This window comes from Celeribacter sp., from assembly GCF_048266405.1.
GTDB lineage: Bacteria > Pseudomonadota > Alphaproteobacteria > Rhodobacterales > Rhodobacteraceae > Celeribacter.
Genome location: NZ_JBLWZO010000001.1, coordinates 670,518 through 688,251, shown reverse-complemented (window position 1 = coordinate 688,251; position 17,734 = coordinate 670,518). Strand labels below are relative to the sequence as shown.

The 17,734-nt window shown below is 58.4% G+C and carries 17 protein-coding genes; 7 read left to right on the top strand and 10 right to left on the bottom strand.

Annotation, left to right across the window (positions count from 1 at the left end):
* Window positions 1-20: 20 nt before the first annotated feature.
* Window positions 21-896 carry an S-methyl-5'-thioadenosine phosphorylase gene (locus ACN0TS_RS03520; protein WP_417257918.1) on the bottom strand — a complete coding sequence of 292 codons (876 nt, stop codon included), beginning with the start codon at window positions 894-896 and terminating at the stop codon, window positions 21-23.
* 218 nt (window positions 897-1,114) lie between these two features.
* On the opposite strand from ACN0TS_RS03520, the gene ACN0TS_RS03515 reads away from it, so the two are divergent.
* Window positions 1,115-2,722: a SulP family inorganic anion transporter gene (locus ACN0TS_RS03515; RefSeq protein WP_417257917.1), complete on the top strand. Its 1,608-nt coding sequence runs from the start codon at window positions 1,115-1,117 to the stop codon at window positions 2,720-2,722.
* Window positions 2,723-2,798: 76 nt separating this feature from the next.
* On the opposite strand, the gene ACN0TS_RS03510 is transcribed toward ACN0TS_RS03515, so the two are convergent.
* Entirely contained in the window at window positions 2,799-3,383 is a 585-nt protein-coding gene (locus tag ACN0TS_RS03510; protein WP_417257916.1) for a flavin reductase family protein, read from the bottom strand.
* A 141-nt stretch (window positions 3,384-3,524) separates the two neighbouring features.
* Between ACN0TS_RS03510 and ACN0TS_RS03505 the strand changes: the two genes are divergently transcribed.
* Both ACN0TS_RS03505 and ACN0TS_RS03500 read left to right on the top strand, forming a co-directional pair.
* A complete protein-coding gene (locus tag ACN0TS_RS03505; RefSeq protein ID WP_417257915.1) occupies window positions 3,525-4,016 on the top strand; it encodes a GNAT family N-acetyltransferase in 492 nt (163 codons plus the stop codon).
* Between the two features lie 46 nt (window positions 4,017-4,062).
* A complete protein-coding gene (locus tag ACN0TS_RS03500) occupies window positions 4,063-4,839 on the top strand; it encodes an EcsC family protein (RefSeq protein WP_417257914.1) in 777 nt (258 codons plus the stop codon).
* Between the two features lie 6 nt (window positions 4,840-4,845).
* Here ACN0TS_RS03500 and ptsP read toward each other — a convergent pair whose 3' ends face one another.
* From ptsP to ACN0TS_RS03470, 6 genes are all read right to left on the bottom strand, one after another.
* On the bottom strand, window positions 4,846-7,095 hold the full coding sequence (gene ptsP / locus ACN0TS_RS03495) for a phosphoenolpyruvate--protein phosphotransferase (protein ID WP_417257913.1): 2,250 nt from the start codon (window positions 7,093-7,095) through the stop codon (window positions 4,846-4,848).
* 332 nt (window positions 7,096-7,427) lie between these two features.
* On the bottom strand, window positions 7,428-8,663 hold the full coding sequence (locus ACN0TS_RS03490) for an aspartate kinase (protein ID WP_417257912.1): 1,236 nt from the start codon (window positions 8,661-8,663) through the stop codon (window positions 7,428-7,430).
* A 139-nt stretch (window positions 8,664-8,802) separates the two neighbouring features.
* Complete coding sequence (locus tag ACN0TS_RS03485) at window positions 8,803-9,297, bottom strand: DUF1178 family protein (RefSeq protein WP_417257911.1); 495 nt, start codon at window positions 9,295-9,297, stop codon at window positions 8,803-8,805.
* Window positions 9,298-9,403: 106 nt separating this feature from the next.
* Window positions 9,404-9,877 (bottom strand): NUDIX hydrolase, encoded by a 474-nt coding sequence (locus tag ACN0TS_RS03480; RefSeq protein WP_417258180.1) that lies wholly within the window; start codon window positions 9,875-9,877, stop codon window positions 9,404-9,406.
* 76 nt (window positions 9,878-9,953) lie between these two features.
* Window positions 9,954-11,255, bottom strand: coding sequence for a 3-deoxy-D-manno-octulosonic acid transferase (locus ACN0TS_RS03475; RefSeq protein WP_417257910.1), 1,302 nt, complete (start codon window positions 11,253-11,255; stop codon window positions 9,954-9,956).
* Between the two features lie 213 nt (window positions 11,256-11,468).
* Window positions 11,469-11,759, bottom strand: coding sequence for a hypothetical protein (locus tag ACN0TS_RS03470; RefSeq protein WP_417257909.1), 291 nt, complete (start codon window positions 11,757-11,759; stop codon window positions 11,469-11,471).
* A 255-nt stretch (window positions 11,760-12,014) separates the two neighbouring features.
* On the opposite strand from ACN0TS_RS03470, the gene rfbC reads away from it, so the two are divergent.
* From rfbC to rfbA, 4 genes are read left to right on the top strand one after another with little or no spacing between them, the layout of a single operon-like run.
* On the top strand, window positions 12,015-12,575 hold the full coding sequence (gene rfbC / locus ACN0TS_RS03465; RefSeq protein ID WP_417257908.1) for a dTDP-4-dehydrorhamnose 3,5-epimerase: 561 nt from the start codon (window positions 12,015-12,017) through the stop codon (window positions 12,573-12,575).
* Window positions 12,576-12,578: 3 nt separating this feature from the next.
* Window positions 12,579-13,628: a dTDP-glucose 4,6-dehydratase gene (rfbB, locus tag ACN0TS_RS03460; RefSeq protein ID WP_417257907.1), complete on the top strand. Its 1,050-nt coding sequence runs from the start codon at window positions 12,579-12,581 to the stop codon at window positions 13,626-13,628.
* Window positions 13,625-14,476: a dTDP-4-dehydrorhamnose reductase gene (gene rfbD / locus ACN0TS_RS03455; protein WP_417257906.1), complete on the top strand. Its 852-nt coding sequence runs from the start codon at window positions 13,625-13,627 to the stop codon at window positions 14,474-14,476. Before rfbB ends, rfbD begins: the two co-directional genes overlap by 4 nt.
* Window positions 14,473-15,342, top strand: coding sequence for a glucose-1-phosphate thymidylyltransferase RfbA (gene rfbA, locus ACN0TS_RS03450; RefSeq protein WP_417257905.1), 870 nt, complete (start codon window positions 14,473-14,475; stop codon window positions 15,340-15,342). Before rfbD ends, rfbA begins: the two co-directional genes overlap by 4 nt.
* Before the next feature lie 41 nt (window positions 15,343-15,383).
* On the opposite strand, the gene ACN0TS_RS03445 is transcribed toward rfbA, so the two are convergent.
* Both ACN0TS_RS03445 and ACN0TS_RS03440 read right to left on the bottom strand, forming a co-directional pair.
* The gene (locus ACN0TS_RS03445; RefSeq protein WP_417257904.1) at window positions 15,384-16,205 is read right to left on the bottom strand and encodes a metallophosphoesterase; all 822 of its coding nucleotides are present in this window, start codon (window positions 16,203-16,205) and stop codon (window positions 15,384-15,386) included.
* Entirely contained in the window at window positions 16,202-17,731 is a 1,530-nt protein-coding gene (locus tag ACN0TS_RS03440; protein ID WP_417257903.1) for an O-antigen ligase family protein, read from the bottom strand. The genes ACN0TS_RS03445 and ACN0TS_RS03440 overlap by 4 nt, the downstream gene beginning before the upstream one ends.
* Between the last annotated feature and the right edge of the window lie 3 nt (window positions 17,732-17,734).

Below are 17,734 nucleotides of genomic sequence, written 5' to 3'. Positions count from 1 at the left end.
AGAATTCGTGGTCTGTGCGTTCACAACGCAAGCATCCGTCCGGCGACGGCGTCGAGTTTGGCAACAATGGCGGGATCGCGTTTTTCGGGGGCGGTCATGATCGCATATTCCAAAGCGCGGTCACATCCGTGGGCACACGGTGCGTAGGCGGAGGTCAATAGCGCGGGCAGGGCGGCGACGAGGCTTTTTGCATGAGCCGTGTTAGCGACGAGCGTGGCGATGATCGCGTTGATATCGACCTCACCGTGTTCAGGGTGCCAACTGTCGTAATCCGTCACCATCGCCACAGAGGCGTAGCACATTTCGGCTTCGCGGGCGAGTTTGGCCTCGGGCATATTGGTCATGCCAATCACATCCGCGCCCCAACCTTCGCGGTACATGCGGCTTTCTGCAATGGACGAGAATTGCGGGCCTTCCATCGCCAGATATGTCCCCCCCATGTGAACCGTCACACCGGTTTGACGCGCAGCCTCATAGGCCAGACCCGACAGGCGGGCACAGGTGGGGTGCGCGAGCGAGACATGGGCGACGAGGCCCGTGTCGAAGAAAGTTTTGTCGCGATTCACGGTGCGGTCGATGAATTGGTCGACGATGACAAAATCACCGGGGGCAAGTTCGTCGCGAAATGATCCCACGGCGGAGACGGACAACAGATCCGTCACGCCAAGGCGCTTGAGCGCGTCGATGTTGGCGCGGTAGGGCACAGAGGTCGGGGTGTGGATATGCCCGCGCCCGTGACGTGGTAGAAACGCCATTTTGACGCCATCCAAGGTGCCGGTAAAGATCGCGTCGGAGGGATCACCCCACGGTGTTTCAACATGCACCCATTTGCCGTCTTCAAGCCCGTCGATTTCATAGACGCCCGAGCCGCCCATCACGCCAATCATTCGTTCCATCTGTGCCTCGTTCTTGTGGAATGTGTGCCAATTGTGCGGCGCTGTGGCGCGGTGCGCAAGGGTAAACGCCGTGGTGCAGCCTGACCTGCGCACCAAGTGATGTTATCATTGTTGCATGCCCCCTTATGCCATTTTGTTGTGCGCTCCCCTTTGCTTTTGGCGCTAACACTGTATAGAACGCGCCCAAACGCACATATCCAAAAAATTGGGGAACTCCCGTGATTCAATCGGCACTCGCATCTTTTGCGAAGAACATGTCCATTTCTGGTGGCAGCACCAAATTGACACCGACACAATTAAAAACCGAAGTTTTGTCAGGCCTGACTGTGGCCTTGGCTCTTGTCCCTGAAGCTGTGGCCTTTGCCTTTGTCGCGGGGGTTCACCCGCTGGTGGGCCTTTACGCGGCCTTTATGGTCGGTTTGATCACCGCCATTTTTGGCGGGCGTCCCGGAATGATCTCGGGCGCGACGGGGGCTTTGGCCGTTGTCATGGTGGCGCTCGTGGCCGAGCATGGGGTTGAATACCTCTTTGCCACCGTCGTGCTGATGGGCATTCTGCAAATCCTTGCGGGCGTGTTTCGTCTGGGTAAATTCATCCGATTGGTGCCGCATCCCGTGATGCTCGGCTTTGTGAACGGTCTGGCGATTGTGATCTTCCTCGCCCAGATGACGCAGTTCAAACAGCCGGGCTCGGACACATTTATGACGGGCGGCCCATTGATGATCATGCTCGTTTTGGTCGGTCTGACGATGGCGGTTGTGCATTTCCTGCCCAAAGTGACCAACATCATTCCCGCGCCGCTTGCGGGGATTTTGGTCACAGCGATTGTTGTGATCGCCTTTGATCTGCCCGTGCCGCGCGTAGGCGATATGGCCGCGATTAAAGGTGGCTTGCCACAGTTCCACATTCCCGCCGTTCCAATGTTTGACAGCTTTGCACAGTTCCAACACGTGATGGAAATCATCTTCCCCTACGCGTTGATCCTTGCTGCGATTGGCCTCATTGAGAGCCTTTTGACCCTGAACCTCGTGGGCGAAATCAAGGGCGAGCGCGGTGGCGTGTCCCAAGAGTGTATCGCTCAAGGGGCTGCTAACGTGGCCACAGGCTTCTTTGGTGGCATGGGCGGTTGTGCGATGATCGGTCAGTCGATGATCAACGTGAAATCGGGCGGGCGCACGCGTATCTCCGGTATCGCGGCGGCCCTGTTCCTGTTGGCCTTCATCATGGTGGCCTCGCCGCTAATTGAACAAATCCCGCTCGCCGCTTTGGTTGGTGTGATGTTCATGGTGGTGATCGGCACATTCGCATGGAACTCGTTTAACGTGATGCGCAAGGTTCCCCGCACCGATGCATTCGTGATCGTTCTCGTGACCGTTGTTACCGTGCTCGAAGACCTTGCTATCGCGGTGGTCGTAGGGGTGATCGTCTCGGCCTTGGCCTACGCATGGCAAAACGCCTCACGCATTCATGCGAAACGCTACGAGACCCCAGAAGGCGCGAAAGTCTACCAGATCCAAGGCCCATTGTTCTTTGGCTCTGCCGAAGGGTTCCAAGAGTTGTTTGACCCTGCCTCTGATCCGTCCGTGGTCATTATTGATTTCGCAGACAGCCGTGTGGCTGACCAATCGGCGCTGACGGCGATCGAGGCTGTGGCCCTCAAATACGAGGCCGCAGGCAAAACGATCCAACTGCGTCACCTCAGCCACGACTGCCACAGATTGCTCAATAAAGCGGGCCACCTGATGGTCGATAGCGACGATGATCCCGATTACGAAATCGCCACGGATTACCAGGTCCGCACCGGTATCTTGGGCGCGGGTCACTAGAGCGCTGCGATAAGTGATATGAGAAAGGCCCTTCCGTTCGGAGGGGCCTTTTCTTATGCGTTACGGTCCTGTCCCGTCAGTCGTTCGGGCGCACGAGTTCGAACACCTCTTTGACCTCGGCGTAATCGCGGTAGCCCAAGCGTGACAGCATCCGTGCTTTGACGACATCAAAGCGGCCGTCCACCACACAGTCGTCGCGCATGTGGATACCGACCACTTCGCCGAATATCGCGTAATTATCCGCCCCCGCCAGGCGCACCACCTGTGTGAGTTTGCATTCAAGCGACGCAGGGGCGTTGGCTACACGCGCACAGGCGATCTCGCCGCAGTCCGCGCGCACGGCCCCTGAATGGGCAAATTCGTCCTCGTGGTGCGCGAGAGCGGCGGAGGACAGGTTCATCACATGTGCAGCCTCGGCACCGACGATATTGACGCAAAAGACGCCCGTTTGTTCGATATTGGTCAGCGTATCCTTGCGAGAAGTCGAGGCGAACATGACTTGGGGTGGCTCATAAGCCACGGCGTTAAAGAACGAATAGGGCGCGAGATTGTCGTGGCCATCAGCTGAGCGCGTTGAAATCCACCCGATAGGGCGCGGCGATACAATCGCATTGAACGGATTGTGGGGCAGGCCGTGGCCGTCTGCGGGGCGGTAAAACATCTTGCGTCTTTCTCGGAGGGCGGGCGTCAGTCATAAAGGTGCGTTGCCCCTCCCTTAGTCCCATGTTAGCAAAATTTCGAGAACAAACTGGACTCGCTGCGACATAAGGGACGCACTGCGGGCAGAGGCAGGGAGCACGCGGTGTATCGGGTCGACGTCGAAACGGCGGATGATTATTGGGAGGTGGAATACCTTTACGACACCTGTTTCGCACCAGGGCGTGAGCTGCTGTCCTCTTATCGTTTGCGCCACGGGGTCCAACGTGTGACCGATTTGTGCATTGTTGCGCGAGACGAGGGCGAGGTTCTTGCCGCAGCGATCCGCTACTGGCCTGTCCGTATCGGCGCTCAGGGCGCGAGGGCACTTTTGCTCGGGCCGATTGCGGTCCACCCGACGCGGCAGGGCGAGGGCCTAGGCGGGCTATTGATGACCGACAGTCTTGAACGGGCGGCCAATCTTGGATGGGAACGCGTGCTTTTGGTGGGCGATGCGCCCTATTATTCACGCTTTGGTTTCGAGCGGCTCGACGGAGTTGTGATGCCTCCGCCAACCAACCCCGACCGTGTCTTGGGGTATTCCTTGATTGAGGGGGCTTGGGACGGTGTGACGGGTGAGGTCGAAAAGGCGATTTAGACCTGTTTGCCTTGGCAAATGCACCGTGCATCCCCACATTGATGCTATGACACACAAAGCACCCGCACTCACCGATGGCGACAATATCGTTTTGCACGCTCCGACAGAGGCGGCGATTGCCGATCTGGCGCGCAAACTCAAACGGGCCAATAACCCAGGAATGCAGGTCCTAAATCTCGTGGGCGGTACAGCAGACGGGTTGTTTGGCAAGCTGCCCAAACCCGTGCGCGGTGGGTTGGAAAGCGCCACGCTCTCGGCGCTGGAGTTGGCCTTTGACGGCGCGTCGCGCACGCGGGCCAATGGCTATACCGGTGGCGGATGGCTGAGCCGTGCAATGTCATCGGCCTTGGGTGCCGTTGGTGGGGCAGGGGGATTGCCCACGGCTTTGGCTGAATTGCCAGTGACCACAACCGTGCTGTTGCACACCATCCAAGGTGTCGCGGAAGAATACGGGTTTGATCCCGCGCGCGATGATGTGCGCAAAGCCTGTATCCAGACCTTTGCCGCAGCGGGGCCACTGGCCGATGATGATGGTGCTGATCTGGGATTTCTGGCAGCGCGAACCACGCTGACCGGAGCCACATTGAACGGGATTATCGCCAAAGTCGCGCCGCGGTTCTCAATTGTTTTGGGGCAAAAACTTGCCACGCAAACCGTGCCTGTTCTAGGGGCCGTTGCGGGGGCTGCAACAAACTACGCCTATACAGCCTATTATCAGGACATGGCGCATGTGACCTTTGGCATGATGCGTATGGCCGAAGATTCCGCCGAGCCCTATGAGGTGCTCAAGCAACGATTGGCCGTGGCCTATAAGGCGCTGTAGCGCGGCTTAGACCGCGATGCCATTGTCCGACAGATAGCCCACAATTGCCGAGCGGACGGATTGATCGCCTCGCTCTGCGGCGGCGTCTACAAGGGCGACCACCTCATCGAGATTGACCTTGCGCAGCACGGATTTGACTGGACCGATAGAGGCGGGGCGCATCGACAAGGTGCGCACCCCCATTGCGGCAAAGGCCACGGCCTCGACGGGCCGGCCTGCATCCTCACCACAAAAAGATACGGGTGTGCCGTGGGTGTTACAGCGCTCAACGATTTGACGGATAAAGGTCAAGAACGACACGTTCAGGGTATCATACCGGCGGCGCACCCGTTCGTTTTCACGGTCTGCGGCAAAGAAGAACTGTTTGAGATCATTGCCGCCGATGGAGATGAAATCGGTTTCTTTGAAGAACTGATCGGGCGCGAAGGCGAGCGACGGGGTTTCCAACATCGCGCCCACTTCAACGTCTGAGGGCAGCACATGGCCCAAGCGTTTTTCGTTCGCCAGCTCGGCGTCCAACATGGCCTTGGCGGCGCGGAACTCTTCGAACTGTGCCACAAACGGGAACATGATGGACAAGGGACGTCCTGCACAGGCGCGAATGAGGGCTTGCAACTGCATCCGCATCACGCCGCGTTTGTCGAGGCCCACACGAATTGCACGCCACCCCATTGCGGGGTTCGGCTCGTCTTGCGGCTTCATATACGGCAGCACTTTGTCCGAGCCGATATCAAGGGTGCGAAAGGCGACACGTTTGCCGCGGGCGGCATCCATGACGCGCCCGTAAATGGAGGCCAGTTCACCCCGACGCGGTACTTTGTTGCGGATCAGGAATTGAAGCTCGGTGCGAAACAGTCCCACACCCTCGGCACCTGAGGAGGTCAGTGAGGGCAGGTCGGCCATCAATCCGGCGTTCATGTGCAGCCCGATGCGCTTTCCACAGGTGGTGGTGGCGGGCAGATCGACGAGGCCGACATAGCGTTCCACGGCCTGTGCCTGCATCGCGATTTTCTCGCGAAAGGCGCGGGCAACGTTGTCTTCGGGGCGCAGATGCACGATCCCTTGATCGCCGTCGATGAGGATATGATCGCCATTGAGCGCCTGAGTGGTGATGCGGTCGGCGTGGATCACAAGCGGGATTGCCCATGCACGGGCCACTACAGCGGCGTGACTGCCCACGGAGCCATGCTCCAACACAATGCCGCGTAGGTTCTTGCCGTAGTCCAGCAGCTCCCCAGGTCCGATATTGCGCGCAATGAGAACCGCGTTTTCGGGCATCTCGGCACCTGTCTCGTGGCCTTGTCCCGTCAAAATCCGCAACAGGCGGTTGGACAGGTCGTCAAGGTCATGCAGCCGTTCGCGCATATAGGGGTCGGACGAGGAGGACAGACGCGTGCGCGCCACCGATTGCTCTTTCTCGACGGCGGCTTCGGCAGAGAGGCCACGGGTGATGTCAGCCTCCATACGGCGCATCCATCCGCGCGAGTTGGCAAACATGCGGTAGGTTTCCAAGACTTCGCGTTGGTCTTTGTCCTTTGGCCCCAGATGCGAGAGCATTTCATCCACGGAAATGCGCAGCGTATCTACAGCTTCCGTGAGGCGTTTGGTTTCGACTTCGGGATCATCTGCCACGGGATTGGTGACGACGACTCGCGGTTCGTGGAGATAGACATTGCCTTCCGCCACGCCCTCTTGGCCTGTTGTGCCTCGGAACATGACGGGTTGAGTATGCACGCTAAAGGCGGAATCTTCACCGACAAACGCGCCGAGTTCATTCATTTCGGCCAAGACCATTGCGACCACTTCGAGGGCGTAAACCTCGTCGCCGGAAAACTGGCGGGCCTGTTTGGATTGGACCACCAAGACGCCAAGTGTTTCGCCGAGGCGTTGGATCGGCAATCCGAGGAAGGAAGAGTAAATTTCCTCACCTGTTTCAGGCATATAGCGAAAGCCGCGCTCAGAGGGGGCATCTGCGGTGTTGATGGTACGTTTGGAGCGGGCCACGCGGCCGACGAGCCCTTCGCCTACGCGCATACGGGTCTGGTGGACGGCTTCCGCTTTGAGGCCTTCAGTGGCGCAAAGCTCCAAGGTATCGCTATCACGAAACAGGTAAATGGAGCACACTTCGGTGCCCATGCTATCCGCAATCAGGTGGGTAATATGATCGAGGCGTTCTTGGCTTCCCGTATCTTCAGCCAGCGTATCACGCAGGCGACCGAGAAGCTTTCGACTGTCACTTTCGCTTCCGTCTTGCATCCGTTCTGATCGTCCCTGCCTGTTTTTGCCCCCTTAAAGAGGTGATAGGTTCGTTTAGAGCACAAATGGGGGCGGGTGCCAGTGCAAATCAACCCCAAGACGCACATCAAGGCGCTTTGAGCGTAAAATCGCATAGTTTTCCGACAGTTAATGCTGCAACTGCAAAGATATGCTGCATCTGCGAGGTCGATTTGTGCCCCAAAAACCTGTGGAGAAGGTGCTTTTTTGGCCTGAGTTAGATGAGGGTCGGGGGGCATCCCATTGGGACAAAAGAAACCCCCGCGCCTCACGGGAAGGGCGGGGGCAAGCTGTTTAAGGGAGTATGTCGACCGTTAAACTTGGTCGAGATTGAACGCATCGTGCAGCGCTTGCACGGCCAGCTCCGTGTACTTGCGATCAACCAGAACGGAGATTTTGATCTCCGAGGTGGCGATGACTTTGAGGTTGATGCCCTCTTTGGACAGAACCTCGAACATCTTGGCGGCGACACCCGATTGGGAGCGCATACCGATGCCAACGAGCGAGATTTTGGCGACGTCCGGATCGCAGAGCAATTCGGAGAAGTTGATCCCGCCACTTACCTTGGCGGCGTCAAGTGCGGCCTTGGCGCGTGCCACCTGATCGGTGGGGCACGAGAACGTCATATCGGTCTCGCCATTGTCGGAGATGTTTTGCACGATCATATCGACGTTAATGCCCGCTTCGGCCAAGGGGCCAAAGATGGCGGCGGCGATACCGGGACGGTCGGCCACCGCAACGAGGGTCATTTTCGCTTCTTCGCGCGATGCGGCGATGCCGGAGACAGGTTGGTTTTCCACGATTTCCTCCTCGGCACAGATCAACGTGCCAGCATTGGGGTCATATTCCTCGAACGACGACAAAACGCGCAGCTTGACGCCATAGCGCATGGCAAGCTCGACGGAGCGTGTTTGCAGCACCTTCGCGCCCAATGAGGCCAGCTCAAGCATCTCTTCGAAGGCGATTTTTTCCATCTTGCGCGCTTTGTTCTCAATGCGCGGGTCGGTGGTGTAAACGCCGTCAACGTCGGTGTAGATATCGCAGCGCTCTGCGCCGAAAGCAGCGGCAAAGGCCACTGCCGTGGTGTCCGAGCCGCCACGGCCAAGTGTGGTGATGCGGCCTTCGGGCGAAATGCCTTGGAAGCCTGCGACCACGGCCACTTTCATGCCTTCGTCGAATTTGGCGGTGATGTTGTCGGTCGGGATCTCTTCGATCCGGGCGGCACCATGCGCGGAGGTGGTCTTGAGCGGCACTTGCCAGCCCTGCCAGGACCGCGCAGGCACGTCCATTTCCTGAAGCGTCAAGGCCATGAGACCCGCCGTCACGTTCTCGCCCGAGGAGACAATGGCGTCATATTCACGCGCATCGTACATCGGGGAGGTGTCGTTGACATAGCCGACAAGTTTGTTGGTTTCGCCCGACATGGCGGAGACCACGACGATAACGTCGTAGCCATTGGCCACTTCGCGTCCCACGCGCTTTGCAGCGCGTTTGATTTTGTCGAGCGTAGCGACAGATGTGCCGCCGAATTTCATCACGAGAACTGGCATCTGGGCCTCATCTCCCCCGTCTGAATGATCTGGGGTTCTTTAAGAGTGCTAGGGGGAAAGGGCAAGGCCATGCGGGGGAACGCGCGACTTTTTTGCACTGCGCGTTGCGGTCAGTCCTCCAAATGGCGCAATGTGTGCGTCAGTTGGTGTTGCGCTTGGGCGTAAAGGGCAAGGGCATGACCGAGATGCCATCCTCAAGCAAGGCTTTTGCATCGGCCAGATTGGCCTCGCCATAGATAGATCGCGCGGGGGCGTCACCGTCGTGCATGGCGCGGGCCTGTTTGGTAAATTCAAGCCCCACGTAGTCGGAGGTGCTTTCCACATGTTTGCGCATCGCCTCAATGGCGCGTTCCGTGTCATTGGCGGGAGCCGAGAGCGGTGTCGGAATGGCGTCGGGCGTGGTGTCTGGCGTGATGTCCGACGGCTCTTGCTGCACATGAGTTTCAGCATCAGGCGCGGCGCTCTTGCGCGCGGTAGAGACAGGCGGGGCCATGAGAGCCTTGCTCACCGTCTCGCTACCACAAACGGGACAGCTCATCTGACCCGCAGCTTTCAACATGTCAAAGCTGTCAGCGGATTTAAACCAACTGTCAAAGCTGTGATCGTTCGAGCATTTGAGCGTGTAGCGGATCATGGGAACTCGCGGTGAAGGTTGTTGTCGTCGGCTTGGGGAGATGCGCCCTATATCCATATATAGGGCGCATGTGTGCGGTGCAAAAGGGTGTGAACAGGTCTGTGAGTTATAGGCCGCGCGGATCAAATTTGCGGATGATCTGTGCCAACTCGGGAAATGGTACGCGTGAGGCGGCCTTTTGGGGCGACATCCATTTGCGTTTGCGTTGCCCCTTTTCCGGGAAGTCGTCGAGCATTTCGGCCACTTGCAGCGGGAATACGGCAACGACACAGGGTATTGGCGTCGTGTCGGGAGAGCGCAGTTTTTTGTAGGAGTAGATTCCGAGGCAGACTTCGGATGGGGAGCCTTTGACGCCGGCCTCTTCCCATGCTTCGGTGGCGGCGGCTTCGGCGGGGGTGGCTTTATGCATTGGCCATCCCTTTGGAATGATCCACCGTTTGCGATTGCGCGACTTGATCAACAGCACCTGTAGTTTGTCGTCTTTTACACGCCAACACAGGGCGCCGAATTGTGTGCGCACACCCGTTTTGGGCGTGTTGCCCAGTTTCAGGCGACGTTGTTTGGTTTTGATTGGCGACATATGGGTCATTGTCTGCTCGGAGTGCTTTTTTACAGGTTAACCCTAACGGGCAAACAGACGAAAGCATTTTCGTCCCTTATTGGTGATGTTCCGTGCGGGGAGGTGACAGGCAGGGGCGCTGCATGGCCTTTGAAAGTGCCAACCAGAAGGCGTCATAACCCGCACCGGAAATGCGCAACGGATCAAGGGCACGATGTGCGGCCTGTGCGAGATCACGCGTTTGGTCGGGGTGTGCCAACATGCTGTCCCAAGCTGTGCACAGCGATGCCGCATCGGTTACCGTGACAGCCCCGTGGGCGGCGTTCAATGCGCGATAGGCGAGAGTGTGGTTATCTACGTGAGGGCCGTGGATGATCGCCGTCTCGAACTGTTCAGGTTCAAACGGGGTATGTCCCCCACGGTCGACCAAGGAGTTGCCCATGAAGCAACACCCCGCGAGTTGATACCAAAGCGCCATCTCGCCCAAAACATCCGCAATATAGACAGGAGAGCCGTTCGGCGCGTCGCCCCGTGAACGGGAGGCATGGCGCAATCCCGCTCGATCGAGACGTGCGCAAATGTCCGCGCGGCGCGCGGGGTGGCGTGGAGCAATAATCAGGCGTGTGTCGGGATGTTTGCGGTGGATGTCGCGAAACGCCGTAATCACTGTCTTTTCTTCGCCTTCGTGCAGGGATGCGGCAAGCAGGGTTTTGTCGCGATCAAATGCAGCCGAAAACTGTGCGAGAGTGTCGGCGGGAACCGTGCCCAAGGAGACGCTGCTCACAAGGTTCATGCGTGGCAGGAGGCGTTGGGGAGAGATGCCCAGCTGCAAAAAACGCTGTTCGGATTCAACGTCGAGGGCGGCGAAGGCGGTGATGGCATTTAATGTTGTGCGAATGGCGCCACCTAAAAATGTCGACATGGCGGTGTAGCGCCGCGATGCACGTTCGGACATGCGTGCGCCAGCAACGATCACAGGGATGCCACGGCGGGCACACAGATCAAAACGGTTTGGCCATAGAGCGCGTTCAATGGCAATGAAGGCCGAGGGGCGGGTTGCGTCCATAAACCGTGTCACCGCGCCGCGCAGGTCGACAGGGGCAAGGCAGGGATGGAAACGCTGCAAATCCCATGTACGCACAAGGGCGCAAGAGGTGTCGCTATCGGTGCTGAGGATCACATGGATTGATGGATCGCGCGCCAAGGCTTCTTCGATCAGACTTCTCGCGGAGACCACTGCGCCATGAGATGTGGCGTGAATCCAGATACGTGGTGCTTCTGTGGGGATGGAGAAGGTCAGCCCTCTGGCGAAGCGTATCCGCAGCCCAGAAAGAGTTGTGCGCCCCCGCATCACCTGTAGGATGAGCAGGGCGAACAAGAGCGGTGACAGAAGTGTCAATAGAAACCGATATACGAACAAAACAACCTTCCGATGCGCGGATGGACTTGCCGCGGAATACGCGGGCGAGGGGAGGTTTGGCAAGTCTGATACCGCAGACTGTGCCTGTATTTGCGTAATTTGGCAGGGGTGCAACGGATTTTATGTTGCGCGCGATTTATGCCCTTGCCGGCGGCCTCTCTTGTGCCGTCAGGCGCAGGGTGGTTTGGGACGCTAATCGTCTTTGCTGCGGTTGAGGTAGGCCTGTGTCATGGTCATCCCGATGCGCTCAACGGTGTCGGCCAGTTTCAATTCCTGTCGTTCGCCGTAGTGTTGGCAACTGTCGAGCATCCGCATGATCACGTCGCGTTCCCGTGCCGATATGCCCTGTGCCATATCCGTGTCCTCGCCGTTTCGTGGCATGGATCGTGCGGGCACGCTTTCGGGCGCGGAGAGCGTCATGAATAGATGGACGTCGCGTGCAGAAATCACGAGCGAGAGGGTATGGGACTGGCGATAGGTCATAATGCGTCGAAGCTTTGCCAATTTTTCGGGTGTCTACAAGTTGAAACTGATGAATGTGGGCAAGGTGTTGCTGTGGTGCAAATAGTCATAGAGCCTTAACTTATCCTTAACCGTGCAGTCATCGGGTCGTGACGTGGTGTCGGATTATGCGTGCATTGGGAGTGGTTTGACAGGCGCGGCAGTGATAGCTTTGTTAACGAATGCCCCGCTCGGGGTGCCAAGGTTCGTATGCGTAGATCAAAAAGGGACTGCCCTATGCAGATAGAGACAACGTCTCTTTTGGATGTTTTGATAATCACGCCGCCCCGCTTCGGGGACCATCGCGGCTTTTTTTGCGAGAGTTGGAATGTCGCGGCGCTTGAGGCTGCGGGCGTGCACTTGCCCGTATTTGTTCAGGACAATCATTCACTGTCGCGCGAAATCGGCACGGTGCGTGGATTGCACTATCAACGCCCGCCTCATGCGCAGGGCAAATTGGTGCGCTGTGGCCGTGGGGCGATTTTTGATGTGGCCGTGGATGTGCGCAAAGGCTCTCCGACGTACGGGCAGTCCTTTGGTCTTGAGTTGTCGTATGAAAATGGCAAACAGCTTTGGGTGCCTGCGGGATTTTTGCACGGGTTTATGACGTTACAGGCCGATAGTGAGATCATTTATAAATGCACTGACCACTATGCGCCCGAATGCGATGGCGCGGTGAAATGGGACAGTTGCGGTGTCGCGTGGCCGATTGATACCGTGACGCCGGTGATTTCCGACAAAGACGCGGCGGCACAACCATTGAGCGCGTTCGAGACGCCATTCGAATTTGAGGGCTAAGGGATGAAGATACTTGTGACGGGCGGCGCTGGGTTTATCGGCTCGGCGGTGGTGCGCCTTGCGGTCGCGCGCGGGCATCATGTGGTCAATCTTGATGCTCTGACCTATGCGGCCTGTTTGGACAATGTGGCGAGCGTCGCGAATAGCTCGCTTTACGCCTTTGAGCACGTCGATATTCGTGATCGGGCGGCTCTAGATGCGGTGTTTGCCAAACATGCTCCCGACGCGGTGATGCACTTGGCGGCGGAAAGCCATGTGGACCGCTCTATCGACGGACCCTCGGATTTTGTCGAAACCAACATTACAGGCACCTTTCACCTGCTTGAGGCGGCGCGCGCCTATTGGACCTGTGCGGGTGAGCCCGACACGTTTCGGTTCCACCACATTTCCACCGACGAAGTCTTTGGCTCATTGCCCGACGATCCCGATGCGCTCTTCACCGAAGAGAGCCCCTATGACCCGCGCAGTCCCTATTCGGCGTCCAAAGCGGCGTCGGACCATTTGGTGCGGGCTTGGCATGAGACTTACGGCCTGCCTGTGGTCCTGACCAATTGTTCCAACAACTACGGCCCATTCCATTTCCCCGAAAAGCTGATCCCCGTGGTGATCCTGAATGCTTTGGCGGGGAAAGAACTGCCGATTTATGGCGACGGCTCGAACATCCGCGATTGGCTCTACGTCGAGGATCACGCCGATGCCTTGTTGCTTGTCTTGGAGAAAGGCGTGATTGGCCGTTCTTATAATGTGGGCGGAGAAAACGAGCGCACCAATCTGGAACTGGTGCAGGCGCTCTGTGCCATTCTGGATCGAAAGCGTCCCAAGCCAAATGGGCGCTATGCGGATCAAATCACCTTTGTGCCCGACCGCCCCGGCCATGATGCCCGCTACGCCATTGATCCGTCGCGGTTGCGCGATGAGTTGGGGTGGCGTCCTTCGGTGACGGTCGAGGAGGGGCTTGAGAAAACCGTTCAATGGTATCTGGACAACGAGCCGTGGTGGCGCGCTTTGCAAGATCGAGCGGGTGTGGGCGCACGGTTGGGAGTGCGGGCATGATCCTTGTCTTCGGTTCTTCGGGTCAGGTGGCGATAGAGCTAAAGGCGCTCTTACCGGACGCCCGTTTCCTGTCTCGCGTCGACGCGGATTTGACCGACGCGGTGAGCTGTGGCGTGGTGATCCGCGCGGCACGTCCCGAAGCCGTCATTAACGCGGCGGCCTACACGGCGGTGGATAAGGCTGAAACGGATGAGGCGGCAGCCCTGCGCGTCAATGGCGCGGCCCCAACCGCGATGGCGCAGGCCTGCGCCGAATTGGGCATTCCGTTTGTGCATATCTCGACGGATTACGTGTTTGACGGTGCGGGGAAGGTGCCGTTTGCGCCCGATGATCCAACCGCGCCACTCGGTGCTTACGGTCGCACAAAGCTGGCGGGCGAACAGGGCGTTCGTGCGGCGGGCGGAGCCTATGCCATTTTGCGCACCTCTTGGGTATTTTCGGCGCATGGGGCGAACTTCGTTAAAACCATGCTGCGCTTGTCGCAGAGCCGTGATGAGCTTTCGGTCGTGGCCGATCAGGTGGGCGGGCCGACCTCGGCGCGATCAATTGCGGCGGGCTGCGTCCAGATTGTCCGCGCGTTGCAAATAGACGCGACCAAAAGCGGCACCTATCATTTCGCGGGTGCGCCCGATGTGAGTTGGGCGCAATTCGCTCGCGCCATTTTTGCGGCCTCAGGGCGTCAGGTCAGGGTCAAGGATATTGCGACCTCGGACTATCCTACGCCCGCCAAACGTCCCGCCAACTCGCGGTTGGACTGCCGCTCGACGGCGGAAGTATTCGGCCTTGAACGCCCCGACTGGCGGGCGGACCTTTCAGACGTTTTGACAGAATTGGACACCCTCGCATGACACAGCGCAAAGGCATTATCCTCGCAGGTGGATCGGGTTCACGGCTTTTCCCGCTGACGATGGCAATCTCCAAACAGCTCATGCCGATATATGACAAGCCGATGATCTACTATCCGATTTCGGTGCTGATGCTTGCAGGTATCCGCGAGATCGCGGTGATCACAACACCGCAAGATCAGTCGCAATTCAGGCGGCTTTTGGGCGATGGCAGCCAGTGGGGCGTGTCCTTTACCTATATCGAACAACCATCGCCAGATGGTTTGGCACAGGCCTATATTCTTGCCGAAGACTTCCTGGACGGTGCTCCTTCTGCAATGGTGTTGGGCGACAATATTTTCTTTGGTCACGGCCTACCCGAAATGCTGACGGCGGCGAATGCCAAGGAGACGGGTGGAACGGTGTTTGGCTACCATGTTGCCGATCCGGAACGCTACGGCGTGGTGAAATTCGACGCGGAGGGCACGGTCGAACAAATCATCGAAAAACCCGAGAAAGCACCGTCAAACTATGCGGTGACAGGGCTCTATTTCCTTGATGGAGATGCGCCGCGCCGTGCCAAAATGATCAAACCGTCCGCGCGTGGCGAGGTTGAAATCGTCACCTTGCTCGAAAGCTATTTGGCCGAGGGTGCCTTGACCGTCGAGCGGATGGGGCGCGGCTATGCGTGGCTTGACACAGGCACGCATGAATCGCTTCTGGATGCGGGAAATTTCGTGCGCACCCTGTCCAAACGTCAAGGGATGCAATCGGGCTGCCCCGAGGAAATTGCCTTTACCTCTGGCTGGATCGACCGCGACAAACTGGCCGAACACGCCGAGACCTTTGGCAAGACGGACTACGGGGCCTACCTCGCCACACTGCTTTGATGAGCGATTGCGTCGTTGCGAAAGGACACGGACGTCGCGGGTTATGGTAAGGGATCAGGCGTGTGGAGAGTAACATTCATCGGCCTGACGTCGTGATCTTTTACAAGCCTGACGGCACTTAGCACACCAGTAACAAATGCCCCTGTGTCTACGTTTATTGCGCCTTTAGCAAAACGAACCTCATCAACAGGCACGTGCCCGTGGACAATGCGCTTGGCAAAACTGCGCCCCGCTAATGCAGATGGATTCCCCCAGATAAGGTCGTCTTTTGTTTGATCGTCGATGGCGCGTTCGGGATTGATTCCCGCGTGCGAAAAGAACCAGTGGGGCAGGCTGACGCAGAGCGGCATGTCGCGCAAAAAGCTGCGATGACTTTGCGGGATGGCGGCGGCAAGGGTTTGACGCCACCGTGTCGGGTCAAACTCATATCCCGTTTCGGGATCGGGGTGGATACCGTAGGAGGCGAGCGTTTGTGCCCCGCCCCAAGTGATCCAGTCTTTTGCGCCAGAGGGGGTGTCGAGGGCATGCAGGAACATATCTTCATGGTTGCCGCGCAGGCAGACGCGGGTGATGCCGTCAGGGGGCGGGGTTATGAGGTGATCGAGCAACTGCGCGGAGTTGGGGCCGCGATCCATCATGTCCCCGAGCAGGATGATCAAGGCTGGCCCGTGAAAGGCCGCAGCGTCCGCAATGATTTGGGCTTCGAGCTTTCGGTAAAGATCAAAATGGCCGTGAATGTCACCCACAGCATAGGTCACGGCGGGGGTGGTGTGCAGAGTGAATTTGCGCAGCATACGCTGCGTGTTTTGCCGTAATGCGCTCTTGGCCGTGGAGCGGGGGCGTAATCGTTTCCACATGTTCATGGGCGTCCCCCTCTTGGTCGTCGCGGCGTCTGGCTCAGGCCCATTGCGATCAGAACGATCAAAAGCATGGCGTTGGCTTCGATCTCGAAGCTGAAGTCCAGAAGGGAGTGGGTGGCGGCGAGGCTGAGCGCACCCAAGGAGAGCGCTATGGCCAGTGAAGGAGCGGCAGACCTGCGCAGGGCGCGAGTCAGGCGCAAGGCGGCTGCGGCAAGGGCGAGTAGCGATGCGCTGCCCGCGATCAGACCCAGTTCTGCCCAGAGTGTCAGATAGGTGTTGTGTGCCAAGTCCCAAATGAAGGCGGGCGAAACACGGTCGTCATGGACTAGGGGGTAGGCCAACTCAAAGCTGTCCAATCCGTACCCTGTCCACGGACGTGTCAGAATCAAGTCCCAGACATTTTGGTAAAGCGCGAGGCGGGTATCGAAGGCGACGCCGCTAAAGATCAGCCGTTCCCCGACGCTTTGGGATAGGATCGCAATCGCGGTGAGGCCGATGACCAATACGAACAGGATGACTTTGCGCGGACGCGTTGAGGTTGTGGCGCTTTCGGGTTTGGTGTGGCCTGACATGGCGATGAGGGTGACAATTGTCCCGATGCCCGTGGCGGCGAGGCCCATGCGAGAGCCAGAGGCGACGAGCGCGGTGCCCATGAGGGCGATGCACACCCAATAGATACCCGTCTCGATCATCTGCGGAGACAAGACGTTTCTGTGCGATTTGCGGCGTGGCTGTGGCGTGTTTGGGGGCTGTGCCGTTACGAGGGCGATCCCTGTGAGGATGCCCAGCCCCATGAAGCTTGCAAAGGAGTTGCGGTTCACGAATGTGCCTGTGGCCCAACCAAGATAAGAGGTCTTGTCACCCCAGAGAAATCGGTCGCCCAAGATATTCAAAGAGATCATCGCCAGAATGGCATGGGCGGTGAGGCCGTAGAAAATGTAGCGAGCCAATTGGTGCGTGCGTTGGGGGCGCGAGCAGACCTCCATGGTCATCAAGAAAACCCCTGCGTAGCTCATCAGCCGCAAGACGGCGAACAGGGTCGCGGAGGTGTTTAGGGTGATGGCGGTGGGGGCGAGGTCGGGGGCAAAGGCCCAAGGCACCAAATGCCCCAAAGGCAGCAGTTGGAGCAGCGCGAAGGCGGGCATAGCGAGGGCCAAAAGGATCAGGTCGGCATGGGCGAGGCTGCGCAGCTTGCGGTCCGGTTCGCGCACAATCAAGCGGAGCATAAATCCCAAAACAAGACAGGCAACGACAACCGACCAAAGCGCCCACGGCACGGGTCGATGAGAGGCCAAGGGGATCGGAACGATCAATACGAGCAGCCCGATGAGCCGGATATAGAGAGAGTTGAGACGATTTTGTCGTTCGGCTCGGTCGCGGGGCTCGGGGATGTAGGTCACGTCGAACTGCAACGGTTCTGTGGTCGAGGGGCGTAAACTCTCGCCTGTCGTTTTCGGGCCAACGTCTTGTCTTCCGCTTGGGGAGCGCTGTGCGTCGAGGGGCACAGGTTTGACCTTGTCGAAGTCCATGGC